Source organism: Candidatus Liberimonas magnetica (assembly GCA_020523885.1).
In the GTDB taxonomy this organism is placed as follows: domain Bacteria; phylum Elusimicrobiota; class Endomicrobiia; order Endomicrobiales; family JAFGIL01; genus Liberimonas; species Liberimonas magnetica.
In genome coordinates this window covers 18,236-37,912 of record JAJAPY010000025.1, presented here as the reverse complement: position 1 = coordinate 37,912, position 19,677 = coordinate 18,236, and the positions used below count along the sequence as shown (strand labels likewise).

The 19,677-nt window shown below is 40.0% G+C and carries 19 protein-coding genes; 18 read left to right on the top strand and 1 reads right to left on the bottom strand.

Translation table 11 applies throughout. The annotated features are described in order from the left end of the window. Positions 1-263: 263 nt before the first annotated feature. From LHV68_13255 to LHV68_13240, 4 genes are all read left to right on the top strand, one after another. The gene (locus LHV68_13255) at positions 264-734 is read left to right on the top strand and encodes a PIN domain nuclease (protein MCB4792830.1); all 471 of its coding nucleotides are present in this window, start codon (positions 264-266) and stop codon (positions 732-734) included. Between the two features lies 1 nt (position 735). Next, positions 736-909 carry a hypothetical protein gene (locus LHV68_13250; protein ID MCB4792829.1) on the top strand — a complete coding sequence of 58 codons (174 nt, stop codon included), beginning with the start codon at positions 736-738 and terminating at the stop codon, positions 907-909. 302 nt (positions 910-1,211) lie between these two features. Next, positions 1,212-1,607, top strand: coding sequence for a hypothetical protein (locus LHV68_13245; protein ID MCB4792828.1), 396 nt, complete (start codon positions 1,212-1,214; stop codon positions 1,605-1,607). Continuing rightward, positions 1,594-1,986, top strand: a complete 393-nt coding sequence (locus tag LHV68_13240; GenBank protein MCB4792827.1) for a hypothetical protein — start codon at positions 1,594-1,596, stop codon at positions 1,984-1,986. Before LHV68_13245 ends, LHV68_13240 begins: the two co-directional genes overlap by 14 nt. Positions 1,987-2,023: 37 nt before the next feature. Here the strand turns inward: LHV68_13240 and LHV68_13235 are convergent, their stop codons facing one another. After that, positions 2,024-2,131, bottom strand: coding sequence for a type II toxin-antitoxin system RelE/ParE family toxin (locus tag LHV68_13235; GenBank protein MCB4792826.1), 108 nt, complete (start codon positions 2,129-2,131; stop codon positions 2,024-2,026). Between the two features lie 375 nt (positions 2,132-2,506). On the opposite strand from LHV68_13235, the gene tadA reads away from it, so the two are divergent. The 14 genes from tadA (at position 2,507) to LHV68_13165 (ending at position 19,676) form a co-directional block, all read left to right on the top strand. After that, positions 2,507-4,228, top strand: coding sequence for a Flp pilus assembly complex ATPase component TadA (tadA, locus tag LHV68_13230; protein ID MCB4792825.1), 1,722 nt, complete (start codon positions 2,507-2,509; stop codon positions 4,226-4,228). A 3-nt stretch (positions 4,229-4,231) separates the two neighbouring features. Continuing rightward, positions 4,232-5,305, top strand: coding sequence for a GAF domain-containing protein (locus tag LHV68_13225; GenBank protein ID MCB4792824.1), 1,074 nt, complete (start codon positions 4,232-4,234; stop codon positions 5,303-5,305). A gap of 250 nt (positions 5,306-5,555) precedes the next feature. Beyond that, the gene (locus LHV68_13220) at positions 5,556-6,896 is read left to right on the top strand and encodes an NADP-dependent malic enzyme (GenBank protein MCB4792823.1); all 1,341 of its coding nucleotides are present in this window, start codon (positions 5,556-5,558) and stop codon (positions 6,894-6,896) included. A 96-nt stretch (positions 6,897-6,992) separates the two neighbouring features. Further along, the gene (locus LHV68_13215; protein MCB4792822.1) at positions 6,993-7,835 is read left to right on the top strand and encodes a fumarate hydratase; all 843 of its coding nucleotides are present in this window, start codon (positions 6,993-6,995) and stop codon (positions 7,833-7,835) included. Between the two features lie 36 nt (positions 7,836-7,871). Then, positions 7,872-8,432: a hypothetical protein gene (locus LHV68_13210; GenBank protein MCB4792821.1), complete on the top strand. Its 561-nt coding sequence runs from the start codon at positions 7,872-7,874 to the stop codon at positions 8,430-8,432. Positions 8,433-8,493: 61 nt separating this feature from the next. After that, complete coding sequence (locus LHV68_13205) at positions 8,494-9,021, top strand: Fe-S-containing hydro-lyase (GenBank protein ID MCB4792820.1); 528 nt, start codon at positions 8,494-8,496, stop codon at positions 9,019-9,021. Between the two features lie 66 nt (positions 9,022-9,087). Next, positions 9,088-9,867 (top strand): type III pantothenate kinase, encoded by a 780-nt coding sequence (locus tag LHV68_13200; protein MCB4792819.1) that lies wholly within the window; start codon positions 9,088-9,090, stop codon positions 9,865-9,867. Positions 9,868-10,214: 347 nt separating this feature from the next. Continuing rightward, complete coding sequence (locus LHV68_13195) at positions 10,215-12,227, top strand: TonB-dependent receptor (GenBank protein ID MCB4792818.1); 2,013 nt, start codon at positions 10,215-10,217, stop codon at positions 12,225-12,227. 22 nt (positions 12,228-12,249) lie between these two features. Beyond that, the gene (locus LHV68_13190; GenBank protein ID MCB4792817.1) at positions 12,250-13,167 is read left to right on the top strand and encodes an ABC transporter substrate-binding protein; all 918 of its coding nucleotides are present in this window, start codon (positions 12,250-12,252) and stop codon (positions 13,165-13,167) included. A gap of 75 nt (positions 13,168-13,242) precedes the next feature. After that, the gene (locus LHV68_13185) at positions 13,243-15,207 is read left to right on the top strand and encodes a TonB-dependent receptor (GenBank protein MCB4792816.1); all 1,965 of its coding nucleotides are present in this window, start codon (positions 13,243-13,245) and stop codon (positions 15,205-15,207) included. 53 nt (positions 15,208-15,260) lie between these two features. Beyond that, on the top strand, positions 15,261-16,175 hold the full coding sequence (locus LHV68_13180; GenBank protein MCB4792815.1) for an ABC transporter substrate-binding protein: 915 nt from the start codon (positions 15,261-15,263) through the stop codon (positions 16,173-16,175). Next, positions 16,172-17,974: a PAS domain S-box protein gene (locus LHV68_13175; GenBank protein MCB4792814.1), complete on the top strand. Its 1,803-nt coding sequence runs from the start codon at positions 16,172-16,174 to the stop codon at positions 17,972-17,974. The genes LHV68_13180 and LHV68_13175 overlap by 4 nt, the downstream gene beginning before the upstream one ends. A gap of 12 nt (positions 17,975-17,986) precedes the next feature. Next, entirely contained in the window at positions 17,987-18,376 is a 390-nt protein-coding gene (locus tag LHV68_13170) for an STAS/SEC14 domain-containing protein (GenBank protein ID MCB4792813.1), read from the top strand. A gap of 1 nt (position 18,377) precedes the next feature. Next, on the top strand, positions 18,378-19,676 hold the full coding sequence (locus LHV68_13165) for a PAS domain S-box protein (GenBank protein ID MCB4792812.1): 1,299 nt from the start codon (positions 18,378-18,380) through the stop codon (positions 19,674-19,676). Position 19,677 lies beyond the last annotated feature (1 nt).

Sequence of the window (19,677 nt, the reverse complement as noted above, 5' to 3'; positions counted from 1 at the left end):
CAAAACCTTAGGTATAAACCTTGCCTGGACCCCGGAAGGCGACCTCGGCGATTCGCTCAAATTCGGATTGGACATAAAGTTTTAAACTGTGAACCATGTCCCACCTGCGCGGTGGGATATGGTTCAGATAAAAGAATACCCAAAAATGCTCTTGCATAGATATCGATTTACCCGGATATTTATATTTTTGTCAAAATGCAAATAAAAGGCAAAAGAATTTGGTATAATATTATCAAATGTAAATATGTAAGGGAGAAACGTTTTTGAAGAAATTAAAATTATATTTAGATACGTCAATATTAAATTTTGCCATAAGTGACAGGGAAAATCTCGAGCTTCAAATAATGTCTACAAAAGATATTATTGGCTGCATAAAAAGAGGGGATTACGAAGGTTATATTTCTGATGAGGTATTAAAAGAAATAGAGCAGGCACCAAAAGATATAAAAGAATTATTATTTCAGGTAGTAAAAGGTACGGGATTAGGGCTTTTAAAAGCTGATAAAGACACAGAAATACTTGCGGAAAAATATATAGAAGAAGGGTTAATTCCGCTAAAATATCGTGATGATGCGCTGCATATTGCAGTTGCTACAGTTAACGGGATGGACATTGTAATGAGCTGGAATTTTGAGCACATGGTTAAATTAAAAACAAAAAAAGGTGTTATTGCGGTTAATGAGCTTATGGGATATAAAACTATAGAGATATTAACACCACAGGAGGTAGACTGATATGTTGAGAGAACCGGAACCAATGAGGCAAATACACGAAATAAGGTTAAAAATATATGAAAAAGAGAAAAACCTATCTATGGAAGAAAGGATTAGCAAGCGTCACAGAGAAGCTGAGGAGATAATAAAAAAGTACGGTTTAAAATTTATTAAGAAAAAAACTAAGGCTGCATAAGTTCATAAACATAAAGAAAGGGCTAAGTAAAATTAGCTCTTTTTTTATTTGGGTCATTTGTTGTAAAAAATGGTAATATAGGGGTAGGCATATCAAGCCCCACAGCCAAACTCGATGTAAACGGCCAGATACAAATACGAGGCGGCACTACAATAGATGGCTATGTCCTAAAATGCAGCAGCAGCGGCCTTGCCAGTTGGCAGTCCGGTGGTGATACAGACTGGACAGAAACCTCTGGCGGAACCGTTGTCTATCGCTTATCCGGCAACGTAGGTATAGGGACAGGAAGTCCAGCTTCAAAATTGAATGTTATAGGAAACATCAGTCAAACTGGTATAATAATTTCAAGCGGCACAGGAAACAATTATTTCGCGGGTAATTTAGGTATTGGTACAACAAATCCAAATGCAAAGTTATCATTCAATGGATCCATAGCCCTGCCAGTGAACAACAACAGCGCGATAGGTGTAAATGTTACGATGTTAAGCGTTACGGACATAACAAGAACGGATACGAGCGGGAATATGCTCGGAACGTATAGCGCAGCGGATATGGCTGTAGGGGTAGCTTATGCAAGGGAAGCGGGTGATTTTTTAAGCCTAGGTATAAATGCGAAGATGATAAGCTCAAAGATAGAAAACGAGCAGGCGTCAGCCTACGGAATAGATATCGGCGGGACTGTACATGGCAACAGATAAAGTAGATATAGGGTTAGCTATACAGAACCTGGGAACAAAGATAAAATTCATAGATGAAGCGGATTTCCTGCCGATGACAGTTAAAGCCGGCGGAGTGTATAAGTTAAACAGTGATTTGACGTTAGGAGCAGACATTAACTATCCAAATGACAGCGACATCTACGTGAGCGCAGGAGCTGAGTATACAGTTAAAAGCGGTGAAAGATTAGAGTTCCCAATTCGTGCGGGATACCGAACCGGCATGCAGGCAGGCGGATTATCCGGCTTAGGAACCGGCCTTGGAATGCTCTATAACAAAACCTTAGGCATAAACCTTGCCTGGACCCCCGAAGGCGACCTCGGCGATTCGCTCAAATTCGGCTTAGATATCAAGTTTTAAAATAAACCATTCAGACTTTCCTTAAATAATTAATGAATTATCTGTAAATATCTTTCCTATGGCCTATTCTGATAATTAAAACGGTTTTTTTGAAGGCAAAAACTTCGTAAATAACCCTGTAGTCGCCATGGCGTAAGGAGAACAACCTTTTTTATTCCCTTTAAGAGGTTTACCGGCTAAAGGATTTTTGGTAAGAGAATCTATTTCTTTGGAGATTTGGATAAGGAGGTGACTGTTTGAGCGGGATAGATGTTTAATATCGTATTAGGCAATTGAACTGATTTCAATTTTATAATTCAAGTTCATTTTTCAGGATAGTCCAGTTTTTTGTTTTATTTTTATATCTTCATATTCCTTATTATCAATCAGGACAGCTTTGCCGTGAAAATAACTTAAGGGAATGTGCAATATTAACCTTTTGAACTTGGCGCAATAAATATCTGGTATTAGGTCTCTTGATTTTTAAAGAAATATCAGATATAATTTAGCTGTTATTTAATAATATCTAGGAGCTTCGTTAATGGCTACGAAAGGTTCGGTCAGAAGAAAAACCGTAAAAGAGATTTTTCAGGATAATAAGATACTTTCAGAAGAGCAGCTTAATAAAGCTCTTGAAGAGACAAAAAAAACAAATGAACCCCTGCAATCCGCAGTGGTCCGCTTGAACCTGATGAGCAGGGTCGACTTACTCCGGACACTGTCGCAGGAATGGAACGTAAAAGCAGTAAATCTGGATGATATAGAAATTGACCCGGAAACGGTAAAGGTTATTCCCGAAGCTGCAGCCAAGCGCCACAGGGCTATCCCTTTTGTAAAAGAAGATAATGTCCTTTTCGTAGCTATGGCAGACCCGAGGGATTTTTTTGTCATAGAAGACATACAATTAAGGACAAATTTTGAAGTCCAGCCTTATTTAGCCCTGCCTGAAGATATATCTAAAATATTAGAAAAAACCTACGGGATGGCTACGTCCCTTCCAAAAGTTGACCAGATCATAAGCGGTTTAAAAGAAGGGGAAGAAGAAATAAGCGTCGGGAAAGTCGAAGAAAAACTCGACGTGGCAGAGATAGACGCCTCGGCCCCTGAAGTGGAAAAATTAGTCAATGCTATAATTATAAGCGCCCTACAGCAGAAAGCATCAGATATACATATAGAGCCGTTCGAGAACAAGTTTATCTGTCGTTACAGGATAGATGGAAATTTGACGGAGTCCTCTTTTCAGATACCTTACAGTTTCAGGAATGCCCTTATAGCCAAGATCAAAATAATGACCGAGCAAATGGATATAACCGAACGCCGCAGGCCGCAGGACGGACGTATCCAGGTCGTCGCAAAAGGAAATCCGGTTGAGTTTCGCGTTAACATACTCCCTACTGTTTTCGGAGAATCCTGCGTAATGCGTGTGTTAGACCGCGCATCTGTCCGGGTTGATGTTGAAAAACTAGGGTTTCTAAAAGACACACAGGAGAAATTAAGGGTCTGCGTGACAAAACCTTATGGTCTCGTTCTTGTTTGCGGGCCTACCGGTTCAGGAAAATCAACGACTCTGTATGCTGTTTTAAATTCTATAAACACACCGGATTCTAAAATCCTGACAGCTGAAAACCCCGTGGAATATAACCTGCCAGGCATCGTCCAGGTTAACGTTATCCAGGAAATAGGTTTTGATTTTCCGGCTGCCCTGCGCGCATTTTTGCGCCAGGACCCGGATGTTATAATGGTAGGTGAAATAAGAGACAAAGAAACGGCTCAGATAGCCATGGAAGCAGCCATGACAGGACATCTGGTTTTTTCCACAATCCACACGAACGACGCTCCCAGTGCAGTGGCCAGGATCCATGAGATGGGTGTGCCGACATTCTTAATATCGTCTTCTGTAGAATGTGTTCTGGCACAAAGGCTGGTAAGGCGGGTATGCGGAGAATGCAAACAAAAAATACAGATGACTGAAGAATATTTAAAGGTTTTTCAGCAGTATAAGATAGATACTTCAAATGCCACTCTTTATAAAGGCCGCGGCTGCGATGTGTGCAGGGGTACAGGCTACAAAGGAAGGGCAGGTATTCACGAGCTTCTTGTAATGGATGACGAGATAAGAAGGCTTTTGCTCAGCGAAATAGCAGCCGGCCCGATAAGAGAACTTGCCAGGAAAAACGGTATGAGGACGCTTTTAGAAGACGGGCTCGTAAAGGTTACGATGGGGGTTACCACAATGGAAGAAGTATTAGGCTCTGCACAATAAAAAATGGATAAAAACAATAATTCAACCAAAGACCTCAAGGAAATATTTGATATAGCAAAAAGCATATCTTCGCTTCTTGATGTGGATACCCTTCTTAAACGCATAGGTTCGGTCGGCGAAAGGCTGCTTGATTCGGAAGCTTCGTCTATAATGCTTCTTGATGACGACAAGGAATTTCTTTCGTTTAAGGTGGCCAGCGGCGAAAAAGGCGGAGTCATACAGAAGCTGAAAGTTAAGGTCGGCCAGGGCATTGCGGGCCTGGTCGCGCAGGAAAGGAAGCCTATAATCGTAAATGACGCTGCCCACGACCCCCGCTTTACCGGAAAGATAGACCACAGCTCGGGATTTATAACAAGATCTATCCTTTGTGTGCCGATGCTCATTGATGACCAGCTTGTAGGCGTTATGGAAGTTTTAAACAAAAAAGAAAGTGCCCAATTCGATGAAAATGACCTGAATATTTTAGAGAGCCTTGCATCTCTTGCTGCGGTAAGCATAAACAATGCAAGGTCAAGCGAAGACCAGAGGAATTTTTTCGTTAATATAATTGAAATATTGATAACTGCCATAGAGTCGCGCAACCCTAAACTTTTAGGCCATTGCTGGAGGGTTGCACAGCTTGCCACATCGCTCGGAAAACAGCTGGGGCTTGAAGGCCAGGAATATAAAAACCTTTACTACGGTGCTTTGCTTCACGATATCGGAATACTCAATGTCAAGCTTGATATTTCGATCCAGCAGGGCGTTATCACCGTTCGTGACATGGACCCTGAAACAACTCATCCAAAACTGGGTTCTGAGATGGTCAAGAACATAAATCTGCTTAAAGGCGCAGTTCCGATCATCAGGCATCATCATGAAAATTATGACGGCACGGGTTTCCCTGACGGCTTAGCCGCAGATAAAATACCTTTGGGAGCAAGGATCGTGGCGATAGCTGAAATAATAGATGAGATGCATATAGGCGGCATAGACCCTGAGCGTATAAATCAGATGATAAAACTTGGCAAAGAAACCAAGTTTGACCCTCAAATAATTGACCTGCTCATAAAAGAATTTGTGGAGAACAAATCATAATATAGATGCCGGGTACCATTAATAGAAACAAAGAGCTGATTCTATAATGGTTTTCGGCATTTTTTGTTTAATAAAAAACATTAGACTGATTAAAGTGATTAAGCCCTGATACAGTGATTGATAACTGCAATTACAGTGATACTTCGACGAGGATTAATCAATGTAATCTGTAGTTAATCACCGTAATCAGGGTTTTCATCACTGTAATCAAAATTAAACGAAGTTTAATTTAAAAGAGGTTAGAGGTTATATGAAAAACTCAAAAACATTGATAAAAAATGCTCAAAGGCCATCCCAGATATCAAGCAGGCTTCATTCTTTTTACAAGGGGAAGATGGAGATAGTCCCGAAATGCCGAATAAATGATATGAACGATTTTTCCGTCTGGTATACCCCGGGAGTAGCAAAGGTTTGTAAGGAAATAGAGGCAAACCTCGAGCTTGCTTATGAATATACATGCAAATGGAACACTATCGCGGTCGTATCTGACGGCACAAGGGTCCTTGGGCTTGGAGATATCGGGCCTGAAGCCGGGCTTCCTGTCATGGAAGGCAAAGCTATCCTGTTTAAATACCTGGGCGGTGTTGACGCTGTCCCTCTATGCCTTGATACAAAAGATAAAGACACTATTATTGCTACGGTCAAGCTTTTGCAGCCGTCTTTTGGCGGGATCAACCTTGAAGACATAGAACAGCCGAAATGTTTCCCCATTTTGAACATATTGAGAAAAGAATGCAGGATACCTGTCTGGCATGATGACCAGCAGGGAACTGCTCTGGTCACTCTTGCAGGCCTTATCAATGCATTAAAGATAGTAAATAAAAAAATAGCCGATGCCAGGGTCGCCCTTGTAGGCGCAGGTGCGGCAAATATCTGTATAGCAAGGCTTCTTATGACGTACGGAGCTAACCCCGGCAAAATAATTATGACAGATTCAAAAGGTACTTTACATAAAGGCCGGACCGATCTTGAAGGTAAATATAATGAAAAGTGGGAGATGTGTTCTATAACGAACAGCCAAAACGTTATAGGCCAGATACCTGAAGCTTTGGAAAATTCAGATATAGTTGTAGCATTATCCACCCCGGGCCCGGATGTGATAAAGAAAGAGTGGATAGCTAAAATGGCAAAAAACCCTATTGTCTTTGTATGCGCTAACCCGGTGCCGGAGATATGGCCCTGGGAAGCTAAAGAAGCAGGAGCCGCCATAGTCGCAACAGGAAGAAGCGATTTTTTAAACCAGGTAAACAATTCGCTGGGATTTCCCGGTGTTTTCCGCGGTACCCTGGATGTACGGGCAAATACTATAACAGATGAAATGTGCATAGCCGCATCCAACGAGCTTGCCAATTGCATAAAGGCAAACCAGCTTTCACCTGAAAAGATACTCCCTACAATGGATGACTGGGAGATTTATCCAAGGGTTGCTGCAAGCGTCGGGATAAAGGCTATAGAACAAAAGGTTGCCCAGAAAAAACTGTCCAAAGGCCAGCTGTATAAACAAGCAAGGGAAATGATAGTAAGAAGCCGTGCCATCACTAAAACCATGATGAAGACAGGGCTGATAAAGAAGTCGAAGATACATTTGTAATCAGGATTAAGGATTAAGCGGTAAGAATTAAGATATAAACAAGACAGCAAAAAGGTTTTACTTAATCCTTACAACTTACCGCTTATCGCTGAATTTATGCGTCAGATAGATTCAAATAAAATCACTCAAACAGTTGAAAGTCTTTGCAAACAAGCAAATTATTTTCTTGGGGAAGATGTCTGGAGAGCTTTGCAGGATTCTTTCGGAAAAGAAAAAAACGAGAGCGCAAAAACTATACTCGGGCAGATCCTTGAAAACGCAAGGCTTGCCAAAAACCGGGACATAGCCCTGTGCCAGGATACCGGTATTGCGGAGATATTTTTGAAAATCGGACAGGATGTGGAAATAACCGGAGAGGACCTGTCAAAAGCGGTAAATAAAGGCGTGGCTATCGGGTATAAAGATGGGTATTTGCGCAAATCAATTGTGAGCGATCCTTTAAAAAGAATTAATAGTAATGACAATACGCCGGCTGTAATTTATACTGAGATAGTGCCCGGGAATAAGCTTGAGGTGACGCTTCTGGCCAAGGGCGGCGGGACTGAAAATGCAAGCAGGCTTGTCATGCTTCCGCCGTCAAGCGGTCTTGAAGCTATAAAAGAATTTGTTTTAGACACTGTAAAGACAAAAGGTATCAATGCCTGCCCTCCTTTAGTAGTGGGCATAGGTATCGGAGGAAGCTTCTCAAGTGTTGCCCTCTTATCAAAAAAAGCATTGTTACGGGAAATCGGCCGGTATTCAAAAGACGCTATTTATGCCAAACTTGAAGATGATCTTCTAAAAGAAATAAACAAGACAGGCATCGGACCCATGGGCCTTGGAGGCGACACTACCGCGTTGGCAGTGCACATAGAAACCGCCCCGTGCCATATTGCATCGCTACCCGTTGCCGTCAGCATGCAGTGCCATTCGCTTAGAAGGATAACGGAAATTATTTAGAGCGGATAGCGTAGAGCGTATAGCGGATAGGATATTATGGATTACAGAAGACAAGAATTTTTAGAAAGATTTAATGCTGCTAAAAAATTGTTTGAAATAAAAATTTTAAAAAATATTATTTCAGTTAAATTTCGTGAAAACTGTGTCCATAGTTCAGATTATCATGAATTAGTTGAGTATTTAAAGCATACTCCGAACATTAGTATTAATAGTATTAATGTTAATCGTTCAGCATGGCTGGTTGAAGATAAAAACAATAATCGTATTATTGTTTTTGAGCATGAAACTGGATTAGAGTTGTTATACATAGCAGGTTCTATTGCTTCATTAATAAGTCTTATACCTTTAATTTGTAATGCTTGGAATTGTATAGGAGATAGATTTCGAAGATATAGATATCATAACGATATAAAAAATAAGACAGAGTTAAGAAAGTTTAATAATAAGGAAGAATTAGTAGAACAGCAAATAGATAATATTGAAACCTTTGTTTGTAAAACTTATATAAGTGAGCAAGAGAAATTAGAGAAGCAAATTAAAAAATTAAAAATACAAAACAAAAAACTAAAGGATAAACAGAAAAGATCACAAAAATAGATTTTTAAGGACGTTTGATTTTCTATCCGCTAAATGCTATACGCTCTACGCTAAAAATAATATGGAACGAAACCTAACTGTATCAAAATTAATAGAAAAAATAAGTGAGTTGAAGGTTGGCGACAGCATTTTGCTTTCAGGCACGATTTATACAGCCCGGGATGCGGCACACAAAAGGCTTGTGGAAATAATAGAAAAAAAACAAGTCCTGCCTTTTGATCTAAAAAACTCTGTTATTTATTACTGCGGGCCGTGCCCTGCAAAACCCGGCGAAATAATAGGCTCCTGCGGGCCTACGACGTCAAACAGGATGGATAAATATACACCTTTACTTTTAAGTTTAGGGTTAAAAGCTACTATAGGGAAAGGGCCCAGGTCAGATGAAGTTGTATACGCTATGAAGAAAAATAGTGCAGTTTATCTTGCGGCTACAGGCGGGATAGGGGCTCTTTTATCTAAAAAAGTGAAAAGCTCCCAAATAATAGCTTTTGAAGACTTGGGAACGGAAGCTATCCATAAACTTGAAGTGATAGATTTTCCTGTAATAGTGGCGAATGATGTGAATGGAAATAATATTTTTGAGGGGTAAACGGGAAACGGTAGAAGGGAAACGGCAAAACCGTCTGCCATCTACCAGCTACCTTTTACCGAAAAAATGCTTTTAGCCATAGACATTGGAAATACTAATATAACTTTAGGTGTTTTTAAAATAAAGTCAGGTAGAGCACTTAAGGGCCCGGCCAAGATATGGAGGCTGGCTACAGACCCGAACAGCACTTCAGATGAATATGCTTTAAGGATTCTTGACCTGCTCAGGTATTCTTTGATAGAATATAAAAATATAAAAGCGGCCGCAATAGCAAGCGTTGTTCCATACTTAAATGACCCCTTTGAAGAAGTATCAAATAAATATTTTGGTAAAAAACCGTTTTTTGTTGAAGCAATAAATCAAAAATACCTGAAAATCTCATATGATAATCCAAAAGAGATAGGCGCTGACAGGATAGCGGATGCAGTTGCAGCCTATGAGTTTTTTGGCGGTCCGATAATAGTAGTAGATTTTGGAACTGCCACGACTTTTGATTGTATCAGTAAAAATAGGGAATATCTTGGCGGAGCTATTGTCCCGGGTATTTTAGTATCAGCAGAGTCTCTGGCAAGAAAAACAGCTAAATTGCCGTTAGTCGAAATAAAGAAAACAAAAAATATAATTGGAAAATCAACTATTTCTGGAATACAATCAGGCATTTATTACGGATATGTAGGCTTAGTTGAAGCAATAATAGCTAAAATCAGTAAGGAGATGCCAAAACCAAAGGTTATAGCAACCGGAGGGTTGGCACCTTTGATAACAAGTGATATAAAGGAAGTAAAAGCTATAATTCCTGAACTAACATTAGAAGGTATTAGAATAATTTGGAATATGCAAAATTAATGCCTGTGGATAATGTGGATAACATTGTGGATTAAGTTTATATATGGAAAATATAGCATATTTTAGAGACTTTAATAAGTTAGTTTAGGTTCCTTCCTAAATAGGTTAAAAATATTTAATTAAATATATTGATTTTTAAATAAGTTAACGCAAAATATTTGCAATCAATATTATATTACTTTAGATTGTCATTTCTGTGAAAACGTGAATCCAGAAAGGCATTTAAGTTTTAACCGGATTGTCATATCAAGCCCGGCAATGACCCATTCGTTAAATCAGCAATATTTTTCAATTAAAATTGAAAAAAACCTTATTAATAAGGTAAATGAATCATTAAAGGAGCAGTCATGAAAAAAGAGTTTTGGCTCATTGCATCATTGGTTTGTGCTTGTTTTTGTTTTGTCCCGCAGGTTTCTTATGGAGATAGCGAGGAACAAGGCGGTGAGCAGTTGTTTTTTATGGAGATACCGTCAGTTATAGCGGCTTCAAGAAGAGAACAGCCTGTGACAGAAGCTCCGGCTTCGGTTGAAGTCGTGACAGCTCAAGAAATACGAGACAGCGGCGCAACAAACATTCCTGAGGCCATCCGGATGGTAGCAGGCATAGACCTCACGAGTATTTCCTCAAGGAATAGGTTTGTGTTTATACGCGGTTTCCATGAGGGGAACAACAATTTCCTGCTCGTAATGATTGACGGACGCTCTATTGACTGGGACGTTTACAACGTTGTGTTATGGGACCAGCAACAAATCGGCCTGGATGAAATTGAGCGTATAGAAATCATAAACGGCCCCGGGTCATCACTTTACGGTGCCAATGCATATTCAGGGATAATAAACATCATTACCAAGACACCGGAACAGATAAACGGGACAAATATCAATGTGCGGGGAGGAACTCCCAGCTTATTCAATACATCTATCATTCACGGAAAGACTACACAAAAAGTTGACTATAAAGTATCGGCAGGTTTTGATAAACTGGATGAATGGAAAGATACGCCCCTTAAAGATGCCGGGCAGGTATCCAGGGCCAATGCCCTTGTTGATTATAAAATATCGGAGAAAAGCAAACTCTCTTTTTCGGCAGGCAGGGCCTACGGCTTAAATCAAAAATTCTTCGGTGGTGAAAACGTGGGAGTAGGGGTTAACCCTTCCGGATATAATAATGATTATGCGCAGGCCGCATATACCTTAGGAACCCTTAGCATACGCTCCTATGTCAAAAACGCTGATATGTCTATAAAGTTTCCGGTTATGAGCGATGTCTGGTATTTTAAGACAACAAATTTTGATGTGGAATTACAGCATTCGTTTGAAATCGGGAACACGCATTCCTTGGTTTGGGGGCTTGACTACCGCAATCTAGGAATGCAAAAAAATGAAATCGTATCCTCTGACCATGCCCAGGACATATACGGAGTCTTTGCGGAGGACCAGTACCAGATGACGGACCAATTAAAATTAGTGCTGGGCGCCAGGTATGACAGCCATCCTCTTATAAAGAGCCAGGTTTCTACAAGGGGAGCTCTGTTGTATGCTATAAACAAAGACCAATCAATCTTAGGTTCAGTAAGCAAGGCTTTTCGCAACCCGACTCTTGTGGAATCATATTTTGACCGCACGACAACAAGCCTTGTGTTTAACCCTCTTGCAGGCGCTTTCGTTCCCATCACCGCCATAATTTTGGGCAACCAGAACCTTAGCCCGGAACAGGTCACGGCATACCAGGCAGAGTATAGATACAAGCTGAGTACTATAGAGGGGAAAGTTGGGGTATTCTACAACCAGTATTCTGATTTTATTGTAGCAAGAGATGCCATAGATCCAACAGGAGTGTCCGTTACAACTACTTTTGAAAATAGCGGCGGTGCCGACAATGTGGGAGCTATGCTTGGCTTCAATGTGTTATTTACAGATTGGCTTAAAGGCACGTTGAATTACACGTATGCCCAAACCAGAGAGAAAGAAGATAACACAGGCACTAACCTTACAAATGAGAAAGACTGGGTGCGCCAGGATGACCCAAAGAACAGGGTAAATGCCGGGTTTGACATGAAGTTTAGAAACGGCATCTCTGCAAATTTATCAGGGCAATGGGTGGATAGCATTGTTTATGACTACATCAACGCAGCTCAGGCGGAATCCCTGATCAGTCTTAAAGCATACACAATTGTGAATCTATGTGTAGGCTATGCATTTATAGAAGACAGGATATATGCGTCCCTAAGCGCGTTTAACCTGTTCGATCAAAACTTTTATGAGGGTGTACCGGGTACAGGTTTGATCCCTGCAGGCGACCTGTCAACTTCGGAAGAACTTGGAAGAAGAATAAATATACAGGCAAGTTACAAATTCTAAGCTGAGAATGATAAAAGTATAAATGAAAACAAAAGTTTGGCCTATAATTGTATGGCTGCTATTTTCGGCTTCTTTATGTTTTGGTGTTAAACAGGTATCGGTTTCTGTAATTTTTTCATCGGATGAAAAACCGTATCAGGAATCCTGGGAAGGATTTAAGAAATTTTTCGATGAGAATAAAATAGCTTTAAGGCCCTCTGAGCATCATTTGTCGAAGGAGCCCTCTGAACTGGTTTCTTCAAAAATAAACAAGGAAAAACCGGATCTAGTCCTTGTTATTGGAATGCGGGCTTTGAATTCGGTAAAGGGGAAAATAAAAGATATTCCTGTAGTGTTTTCAATGTCTCTTGGGAACGAAGAGGATAGGGGTGAGAATATTACAGGAGTGGCAATGAATATCCCGGCTAAGCTGAAACTTGAAAAAGCTAAGGAAATCTTTTCCGGGATTAAGAGGATAGGCTTAATATATTCTACAAAAGAATCCTTGAAATACAAAAAAATCTCAGAAACCTGTAAGGAATTGGGTTTAGAACTGGTCAGCAAAGAGGTTGGTTCCGCAAAGGAATTCCCCGGTGCACTTAAAGGAATAGACTGGCAGATAGATTGTTTTTTAATGATCCCGGATTCCAGCATATATTTTGTAGAATCAGTAAAACATCTGTTGTCTGATAGTTTAGAAAAAAAATATATGGTTATCGGGCTTTCCTCTCCTTATACAAAAGCCGGGGCACTTTTTTCCCTAGATTGCGATTTAAATGATATCGGCAGGCAAAGCGGTGAAATAGCGTTAAAAATTATTGAAGGTGAAAAACCCGGCAGTATCCCGTTAATTTTTCCTAGAAAAACCAGACTTTCGTTAAACCGTATTGCTGCTAAAAGGGTCGGAATAAAATTGTCTGATGATATACTTAAAGAGGCGTCGGAGGTTTTCGAAGAATGAACCTCGACATGCAAGACCTGACCCCAAATACATGCAAACTTCCTATCTATTGCATAAGGTGGAAAAGGAGTAAAAATGTTTTTTAAAAAGGCAACAGTTTTGGAAAGTTTGTTTTATATATTAGCAGGGGCCGGATTATGTGCTATTAATGGTGAAGCAAAAGAGATAAGTTCAGAGGATATTTTGTTTATGAACGTAGGCGTGGTAACTGCAAGTAAGACAGAACAAAGGATATCCGAAGCACCCGCAGTGATGTATATTGTCACAGCAGAGGATATTAAGCTTTCCGGCGCCACCCAGTTAGGAGAGGCGCTGACCATGGTTCCGGGATTGAATATTCGTCATGGCACGGCGGGGAGTATGCACATCGGCGGTTTAAGGGGTTTAGACAAACTGCCCATGAATAAAATCCTCCTGCTTGTAAACGGCATGCCGTGGGGGCCGGGCACATATCAAGACGGTCTTTTCACCAGTCTCCCGGTTGCATTGAACGAAATTGACCGCATTGAGGTAATGAAAGGCCCCGGCTCTTTATTGTACGGCGCCAATGCCATGGCGGGTGTTATTAATGTCATTACCAAAAGCCTCAAAGACACCGAAGGCGGCCTGGCCTCTGTAACAGGAGGCGAATATAACACTTATCTTGGCTCCCTGCGGTACGGCGGGGCAATAAATGATAAAATAGATTACCGTATTTCGGGTTTTTACGATCAACGCGATAATTACGGAAGGCCTGCCTATTCCAGCAACCCGACCCAACAGAGATATTCGGGTAGGGTAGCGGTGGACTATAACATCAACAACAATTCAAAACTTTCATTGTGGGGAGGAGGGTCGCATGCGGTAAAATCTGAAATTGAATACGAAAGTACCGGTGTTATGAATTTTGCCGGCCACGGCAATTCTCTGGCAAATCTTCAATATAAGGTTAATAAGCCTGATATACTGATAACCGCTTACACTATAGATCAGGACTTGAGAGGCGGGTACTCATTCGGGTCCACAACTCAGTCTACAGGTGAATCTATGACAAAAAGAAGTAAACTTGAAGCACAGAATACCGTAAATCTCTTTGAGCGCGATACTCTGGTCTGGGGCGCTGCAACAGAACAAAATATTTATGACACCGCCTTAGATGGAAAAAAGTATCAGAACCAGTCCGGGGTGTATTTTGACAACACGTATAAAATAACCAGTTGGTTTACTTTAAACGGCGGAATGCGGTACGATAAAAGAGACGAAACCCCAGATCCTTTTTATGCAAACCGCCTAAGCCTGATGTTCTATCCTTGGGGAAAGAATCACCGTTTCCTTATCACCCAGGGCCTTGCATACCGCAACCCGGATTTTATCGAATCATATTATTACACAAGGATATATGTTACTCCTACGCTTTACTACGATGTTTCCGGCCACCCGAGCTTAAAGCCGGAGAAAATGCAGTCTTATGAGGCAAGCTACCGGGGTATGATAGCCGATGTTTGCATTGAAGTAAACGCCTATGTCATGAACGTGAAGGATTTTATTTTCACCAATACCACGTCTATTTGGCCTGTGCCAGGAATGACGATTCCAAGGACTATAGACTTTGCCAACGGCGGCGAAGTCCAGGTTACAGGTTACGAAGCAGAGTTGAAGTATTTGTTCACGAAATGGCTGAGCGGCCTGGTCAACTACACCTATATTGAGCAAAAGGAGCTTACAGCCAATCCCTCTGCGGATTTCAGGACTTTTCTTATGAATACGCCGAAGAACACGGCAAATGCTAAACTAACTGCGAGCTTCAATAACGGCATTACTTGCAGTCTTTCCGTAAACTACGTGGATGCTACCGTATGGAAATATGTTTCTAGCTGGGGCGGCGGCGGAAATGCTGCGGCATATACCATAGCAAATACTTATCTCGGCTATAAGATAGCATCAGGCACTGAACTATCGCTTGCTATAGCAGATTTATTTGATACAAAATATGACGAGTATCCAATAGCAAACCAGAAGATTGGAAGAAGGGCGACACTAACGTTATCTCAGGAGTTTTAAACCCGATATTTGTGAAACAATTCTAAACTGAGAATATAAATAAGTAAATAAAAATGACAAAACTATGGTCTCTTATAGTGTTATTAATATTTTTGACTTCTTTGTGTTTTGGTGTCAACCGCGTATCAGTTTCTGTTATTTTTTCATCAGATGAAAAACCGTATCAGGAAGCGTGGGAAGGATTTAAGAAATATTTTGATGAAAAGAAAATAGCTTTATTGTCCTTTGAGCATCATTTGAAAGAAGAGCCCCCTGAACTGATTTGTTCAAAAATAAGCAGGGAAAAATCGGATATAGTTCTTGCTATTGGAACACGAGCTTTAAATTTGGCAAAGGAAAAAATAAAAAATATTCCCGTGGTATTTTCGATGTCTCTTGAGGATGAAAAAGATACAGGTCAGAATATTGCAGGAGTATCGATTAATATTTCCCCTAAGATAAAACTGGAAAAAGCTGTGAAAATCTTTCCCGGGACTAAAAAAATCGGTTTTATTTATTCAACAAAAGAATCCGGGGAATATAAAAAAATATCGGAAACCTGTACGGAATTGGGTTTAGAACTTATTAGCAAAGAAGTTAGTTCCGTAAAGGATTTTCCGAGAGCGCTTAAAGAGCTATCCTGGCAGATAGATTGTTTTTTAATGGTTCCGGATTCCAGCATATATTTTGCTGAGTCAGTAAAATACCTGCTATCTGATAGTTTTGAAAAAAGATATATGGTTATCGGGCTTTCCTCGCCTTATACAAAAGCCGGAGCACTTTTTTCGTTAGATTGTGATTTTAATGATATCGGCAGGCAAAGCGGCGAGATAGCTTTAAAAATTGCTGAAGGTGAAAAACCGGGCACTATTCCACTGGCTTTTCCCAGAAAAACCAGGCTATCTTTAAACCTTATCGCAGCTAAAAAAATCGGAATAAAGTTATCCGGTGATATGCCTAAATATGCTTCTGAGGTTTTCGAAGAATGAACCTCGCCATTAGAACAAAACTTTTTCTAACCGGCATTGTTTTGACTATACTTGCTACTTCTTTTTTAGGCTGGTTTAGTGTGCACCACGAAAAAAAAGGGTTAGAAATAGAGTTGAGCGAGAGGGTAAATTCTTTAGTAGATAACCTTGCAATGAATTGTGTATATGGGGTGTTAACTTTAAATAAAGAAGAACTTAACAGGTTGGCAAGCAATGTTTTAAGTCAGAAAGATATAGTTTTTGTAAAGGTTGAAGATGATAAAGGGATTACTCTGGTTAATGCCGGAAAGGAACCAGCAGATGAGCCGATCAAGGAATTTTCAACTGCGATATTAGGCGAGAATCAAACAGCAAACACAGGAGAAGAAATGCTCCTGAATATCGAAGGAAAATCTGAAAAAGAAAAGATCGGCAAAGTGAAAGTCGCGATCTCTTTAGTTTCGTTTAATGATAAACTAAATGAACTGCGAAAAATAATGCTCATAGTTTCGTTGGCTATAATACTGTTTGTAATTGTTGCGGTTACCTTAATAGTAAATACATATATTAATTCTCCGATAAAAAATTTAATTTCCGCCACTAAAATAATTGCTCAGGGCAATTTAGATTATGAAGTAAAGAGTAGATCTAAAGATGAGCTGGGAATCCTGAGTAATTTTTTTAATAAGATGACGAAAGATCTGAAAAAATCCAAGGAAGCGCTGGAAGAAAGAGCAAGAGAACTTAATAAATCCGAAAAACGTTTTAAAGATATCGCTTTTAGCATGGCTGATTGGATCTGGGAGGTTGACGAAAAGGGGGTGTACACATTTTGCTCAAATCAGGTTGAAGATATTTTGGGTTATACCGAAAAAGAGCTCATCGGGAAGACCCCCTTTGATTTGATGCTGCCAAAGGAAGCAGAAAGGATAGGTAAAATATTTTCTGAAATAATAAAAAATAAAGAACCGATCAAAGACTTAGAAAACTGGAACCTATCCAAGAATGGCATACAAGTCTGCCTTCTTACCAATGGTGTCCCCTTATTAGATGAACAGGGCAATATAAAAGGCTATCGTGGAATAGACAAAGATATTACTGAACACAAGCAGGCAGAAAAAGAAAAAGAAAAATTTCAAAGACAGCTTATGCAGGCGGATAAAATGTCAGCTATAGGGCAGTTAGCAGGCGGCGTAGCTCACGAAATAAACAACCCTATGGGAGTGATTTTGGGGTTTGCGCAGGTGGTGGCCAACGACATAAAAGAAAATGACCCCTTATATATGCCGTTAAAATCAATAGAGCGGGAAGCTCTAAGATGTAAGAAACTCGTAGGAGATTTATTGACGTTCTCCAGGGCAGGAAAGACAGAGAAAGAGAATACCAACATAAATGAAACTATCGAAGAGACAATATCTATAATAGATGCTCAGGCAAAAGTAAAAAATGTAAAAATAACAAGGAGTTATGCAGCTAATTTACCCCATATTGTTGTAAACAAGAACCAGATTCAGCAGGTTATAGTAAATTTATGCAATAATGCAATGGACGCTATGCCTCAAGGCGGTAAGATAACAATAACCACAAGGCAGGTAGAAACCCGTATTGAGATAGATGTGTCAGACACAGGCACAGGGATGACTGAGGATGTAAAGAAGCACATATTTGAGCCGTTTTTTACAACGAAGGAAATAGGTAAAGGAACAGGCTTAGGTTTGAGCCTGTGTTTTGAGATAATTGAAAACCACAGCGGTACGATCGAAGCAGAAAGTGAAGCAGGCAAAGGGTCTGTGTTTAGGATAAAATTGCCGATAAATTAAATGGAGTAAAAAATGGAACTAAGGGAAGTAAGTGAAAGAGAAATTTGGGTAGGAGAAACTAAGATTTATTCTGGCGAAGATAATATTCTCTATATTACTGCTGCAGGGGATTCAGATGAAAAGATGGCGGCTGCAATGAGAGAAGTTGAAGTCAAATTTATAAATATGGCCCAAGGAAAGGTAAATCTTCTTATAGACATTAACAGGTGCGGGAAGCAATCGCCGGAAGCAAGAAAGATACGGCAGGAAGTGTCTGACCATGAAAAAGTCGGAAAGGTTGCTGTATTCGGAATGCATCCTGTTGCCAGAGTGATAGCATCTTTTGTTATAAGCATAACAAAAAGGAAAAATAATAAATTTTTCAAGAACAGGGAAGATGCTCTTGCTTGGCTGAAGGAATAAAATGGATAATGGAATAGAAAAAGACCGTATAAGTGGAATAATCGAAACAATTATGAAAGTGGAGAGAGGGGATTACTCTGTACAAATTAAACTTTCAGGCAGGAATGATGACCTTGATTCGCTTGCAATGGGCATAAATATGATGATCGATGACATCAAAAATTATGTCGAAGAAATAAAAGGGTATAGTAAAACCTTAGAACAAAAAGTTGAGGAAAGGACTAGAGAACTAAAGGAATCCGAGGCAAAATTCAGATGTATTTTTGAAAATGCCATGGATGGGATACTGGTTGCGGACCCGCAAACTCAGAAATTCCTTATGGGTAATAACATGATATGCAAGATGACGGGGTATGACTTGGAAGAGATTAAAACCCTGGGGGTTGTGGATATCCATCCTGAAAAAGATATGCCGTATGTTGTAGAACAATTTAAAGAACTAGCTAGAACAGAAAGAATATTGGCGGAAAATATTCCGATAAAAAGAAAAGACGGGAATGTTATCTATGCGGATATTAGTTCATCTCCTGTAACAATAAATGGCAAAACTTATCTGATAGGAATATTTAGGGATATTACTGCACGTAAGCAGGCAGAAGTGGAAAAAAATAAACTTCAGACCCAGCTTATTCATTCAGAGAAGATAGGAGTCATAGGGCAATTAGCCGGTGGCGTAGCTCATGAGATGAACAACCCGGTGGGAGTGATTTTGGGGTTTGCTCAGGTCCTTGCCAATGATATAAAAGAAGATAACCCCTTATATATGCCTTTAAAATCAATAGAGCGGGAAGCGCAACGATGCAAGAAACTCGTAGGAGATCTATTGATATTCTCCAGAGCAGAAAAGACAGGAAAAGAAACCGTCGATATAAATAAAACTATTGAACAGACAATTCCACTGATAGAAGCTCAGGCAAAATTAAACAAAATAGAAATAACAAAGGAGTATGGCAGTAATTTGCCGTTTATCCAAGTGAATAAGAACCAGCTACAGCAAGTGATAATAGATTTGTGCGCTAACGCGATGCGCTCTATGCCTGAAACCGGGAAAATATCAATAGCAACTAGACAGACAGAAACCCATATCGAGATAGCTTTAGCTGACACAGGTATGGGGATGACGGAGGAAACAAAGAAACACATATTTGAACCGTTCTCTAAAACAGCGGCTACGGTTAAGAGCATTGGATTAAGTTTGAGCCTCTCTTTTGAGATAATCCAGAAGCACAACGGGACGATCGAAGTTGAAAGTGAAGTAGGTAAAGGAACTACTTTTATAATAAAATTACCTAAAACATAAA

Bases quoted from the DNA above. Each gene is read 5' to 3' on its own strand.
- LHV68_13205 (MCB4792820.1), top strand. From the start codon at position 8,494: ATGGAACGAAACCTAACTGTATCAAAATTAATAGAAAAAATAAGTGAG.
- LHV68_13165 (MCB4792812.1), top strand. From the start codon at position 18,378: ATGGATAATGGAATAGAAAAAGACCGTATAAGTGGAATAATCGAAACA.
- LHV68_13170 (MCB4792813.1), top strand. From the start codon at position 17,987: ATGGAACTAAGGGAAGTAAGTGAAAGAGAAATTTGGGTAGGAGAAACT.
- LHV68_13250 (MCB4792829.1), top strand. From the start codon at position 736: ATGTTGAGAGAACCGGAACCAATGAGGCAAATACACGAAATAAGGTTA.
- LHV68_13220 (MCB4792823.1), top strand. From the start codon at position 5,556: ATGAAAAACTCAAAAACATTGATAAAAAATGCTCAAAGGCCATCCCAG.
- LHV68_13240 (MCB4792827.1), top strand. From the start codon at position 1,594: ATGGCAACAGATAAAGTAGATATAGGGTTAGCTATACAGAACCTGGGA.
- LHV68_13200 (MCB4792819.1), top strand. From the start codon at position 9,088: ATGCTTTTAGCCATAGACATTGGAAATACTAATATAACTTTAGGTGTT.
- LHV68_13180 (MCB4792815.1), top strand. From the start codon at position 15,261: ATGACAAAACTATGGTCTCTTATAGTGTTATTAATATTTTTGACTTCT.
- LHV68_13175 (MCB4792814.1), top strand. From the start codon at position 16,172: ATGAACCTCGCCATTAGAACAAAACTTTTTCTAACCGGCATTGTTTTG.
- LHV68_13225 (MCB4792824.1), top strand. From the start codon at position 4,232: ATGGATAAAAACAATAATTCAACCAAAGACCTCAAGGAAATATTTGAT.
- LHV68_13185 (MCB4792816.1), top strand. From the start codon at position 13,243: ATGTTTTTTAAAAAGGCAACAGTTTTGGAAAGTTTGTTTTATATATTA.
- LHV68_13210 (MCB4792821.1), top strand. From the start codon at position 7,872: ATGGATTACAGAAGACAAGAATTTTTAGAAAGATTTAATGCTGCTAAA.
- LHV68_13190 (MCB4792817.1), top strand. From the start codon at position 12,250: ATGAAAACAAAAGTTTGGCCTATAATTGTATGGCTGCTATTTTCGGCT.
- tadA (MCB4792825.1), top strand. From the start codon at position 2,507: ATGGCTACGAAAGGTTCGGTCAGAAGAAAAACCGTAAAAGAGATTTTT.
- LHV68_13215 (MCB4792822.1), top strand. From the start codon at position 6,993: ATGCGTCAGATAGATTCAAATAAAATCACTCAAACAGTTGAAAGTCTT.
- LHV68_13195 (MCB4792818.1), top strand. From the start codon at position 10,215: ATGAAAAAAGAGTTTTGGCTCATTGCATCATTGGTTTGTGCTTGTTTT.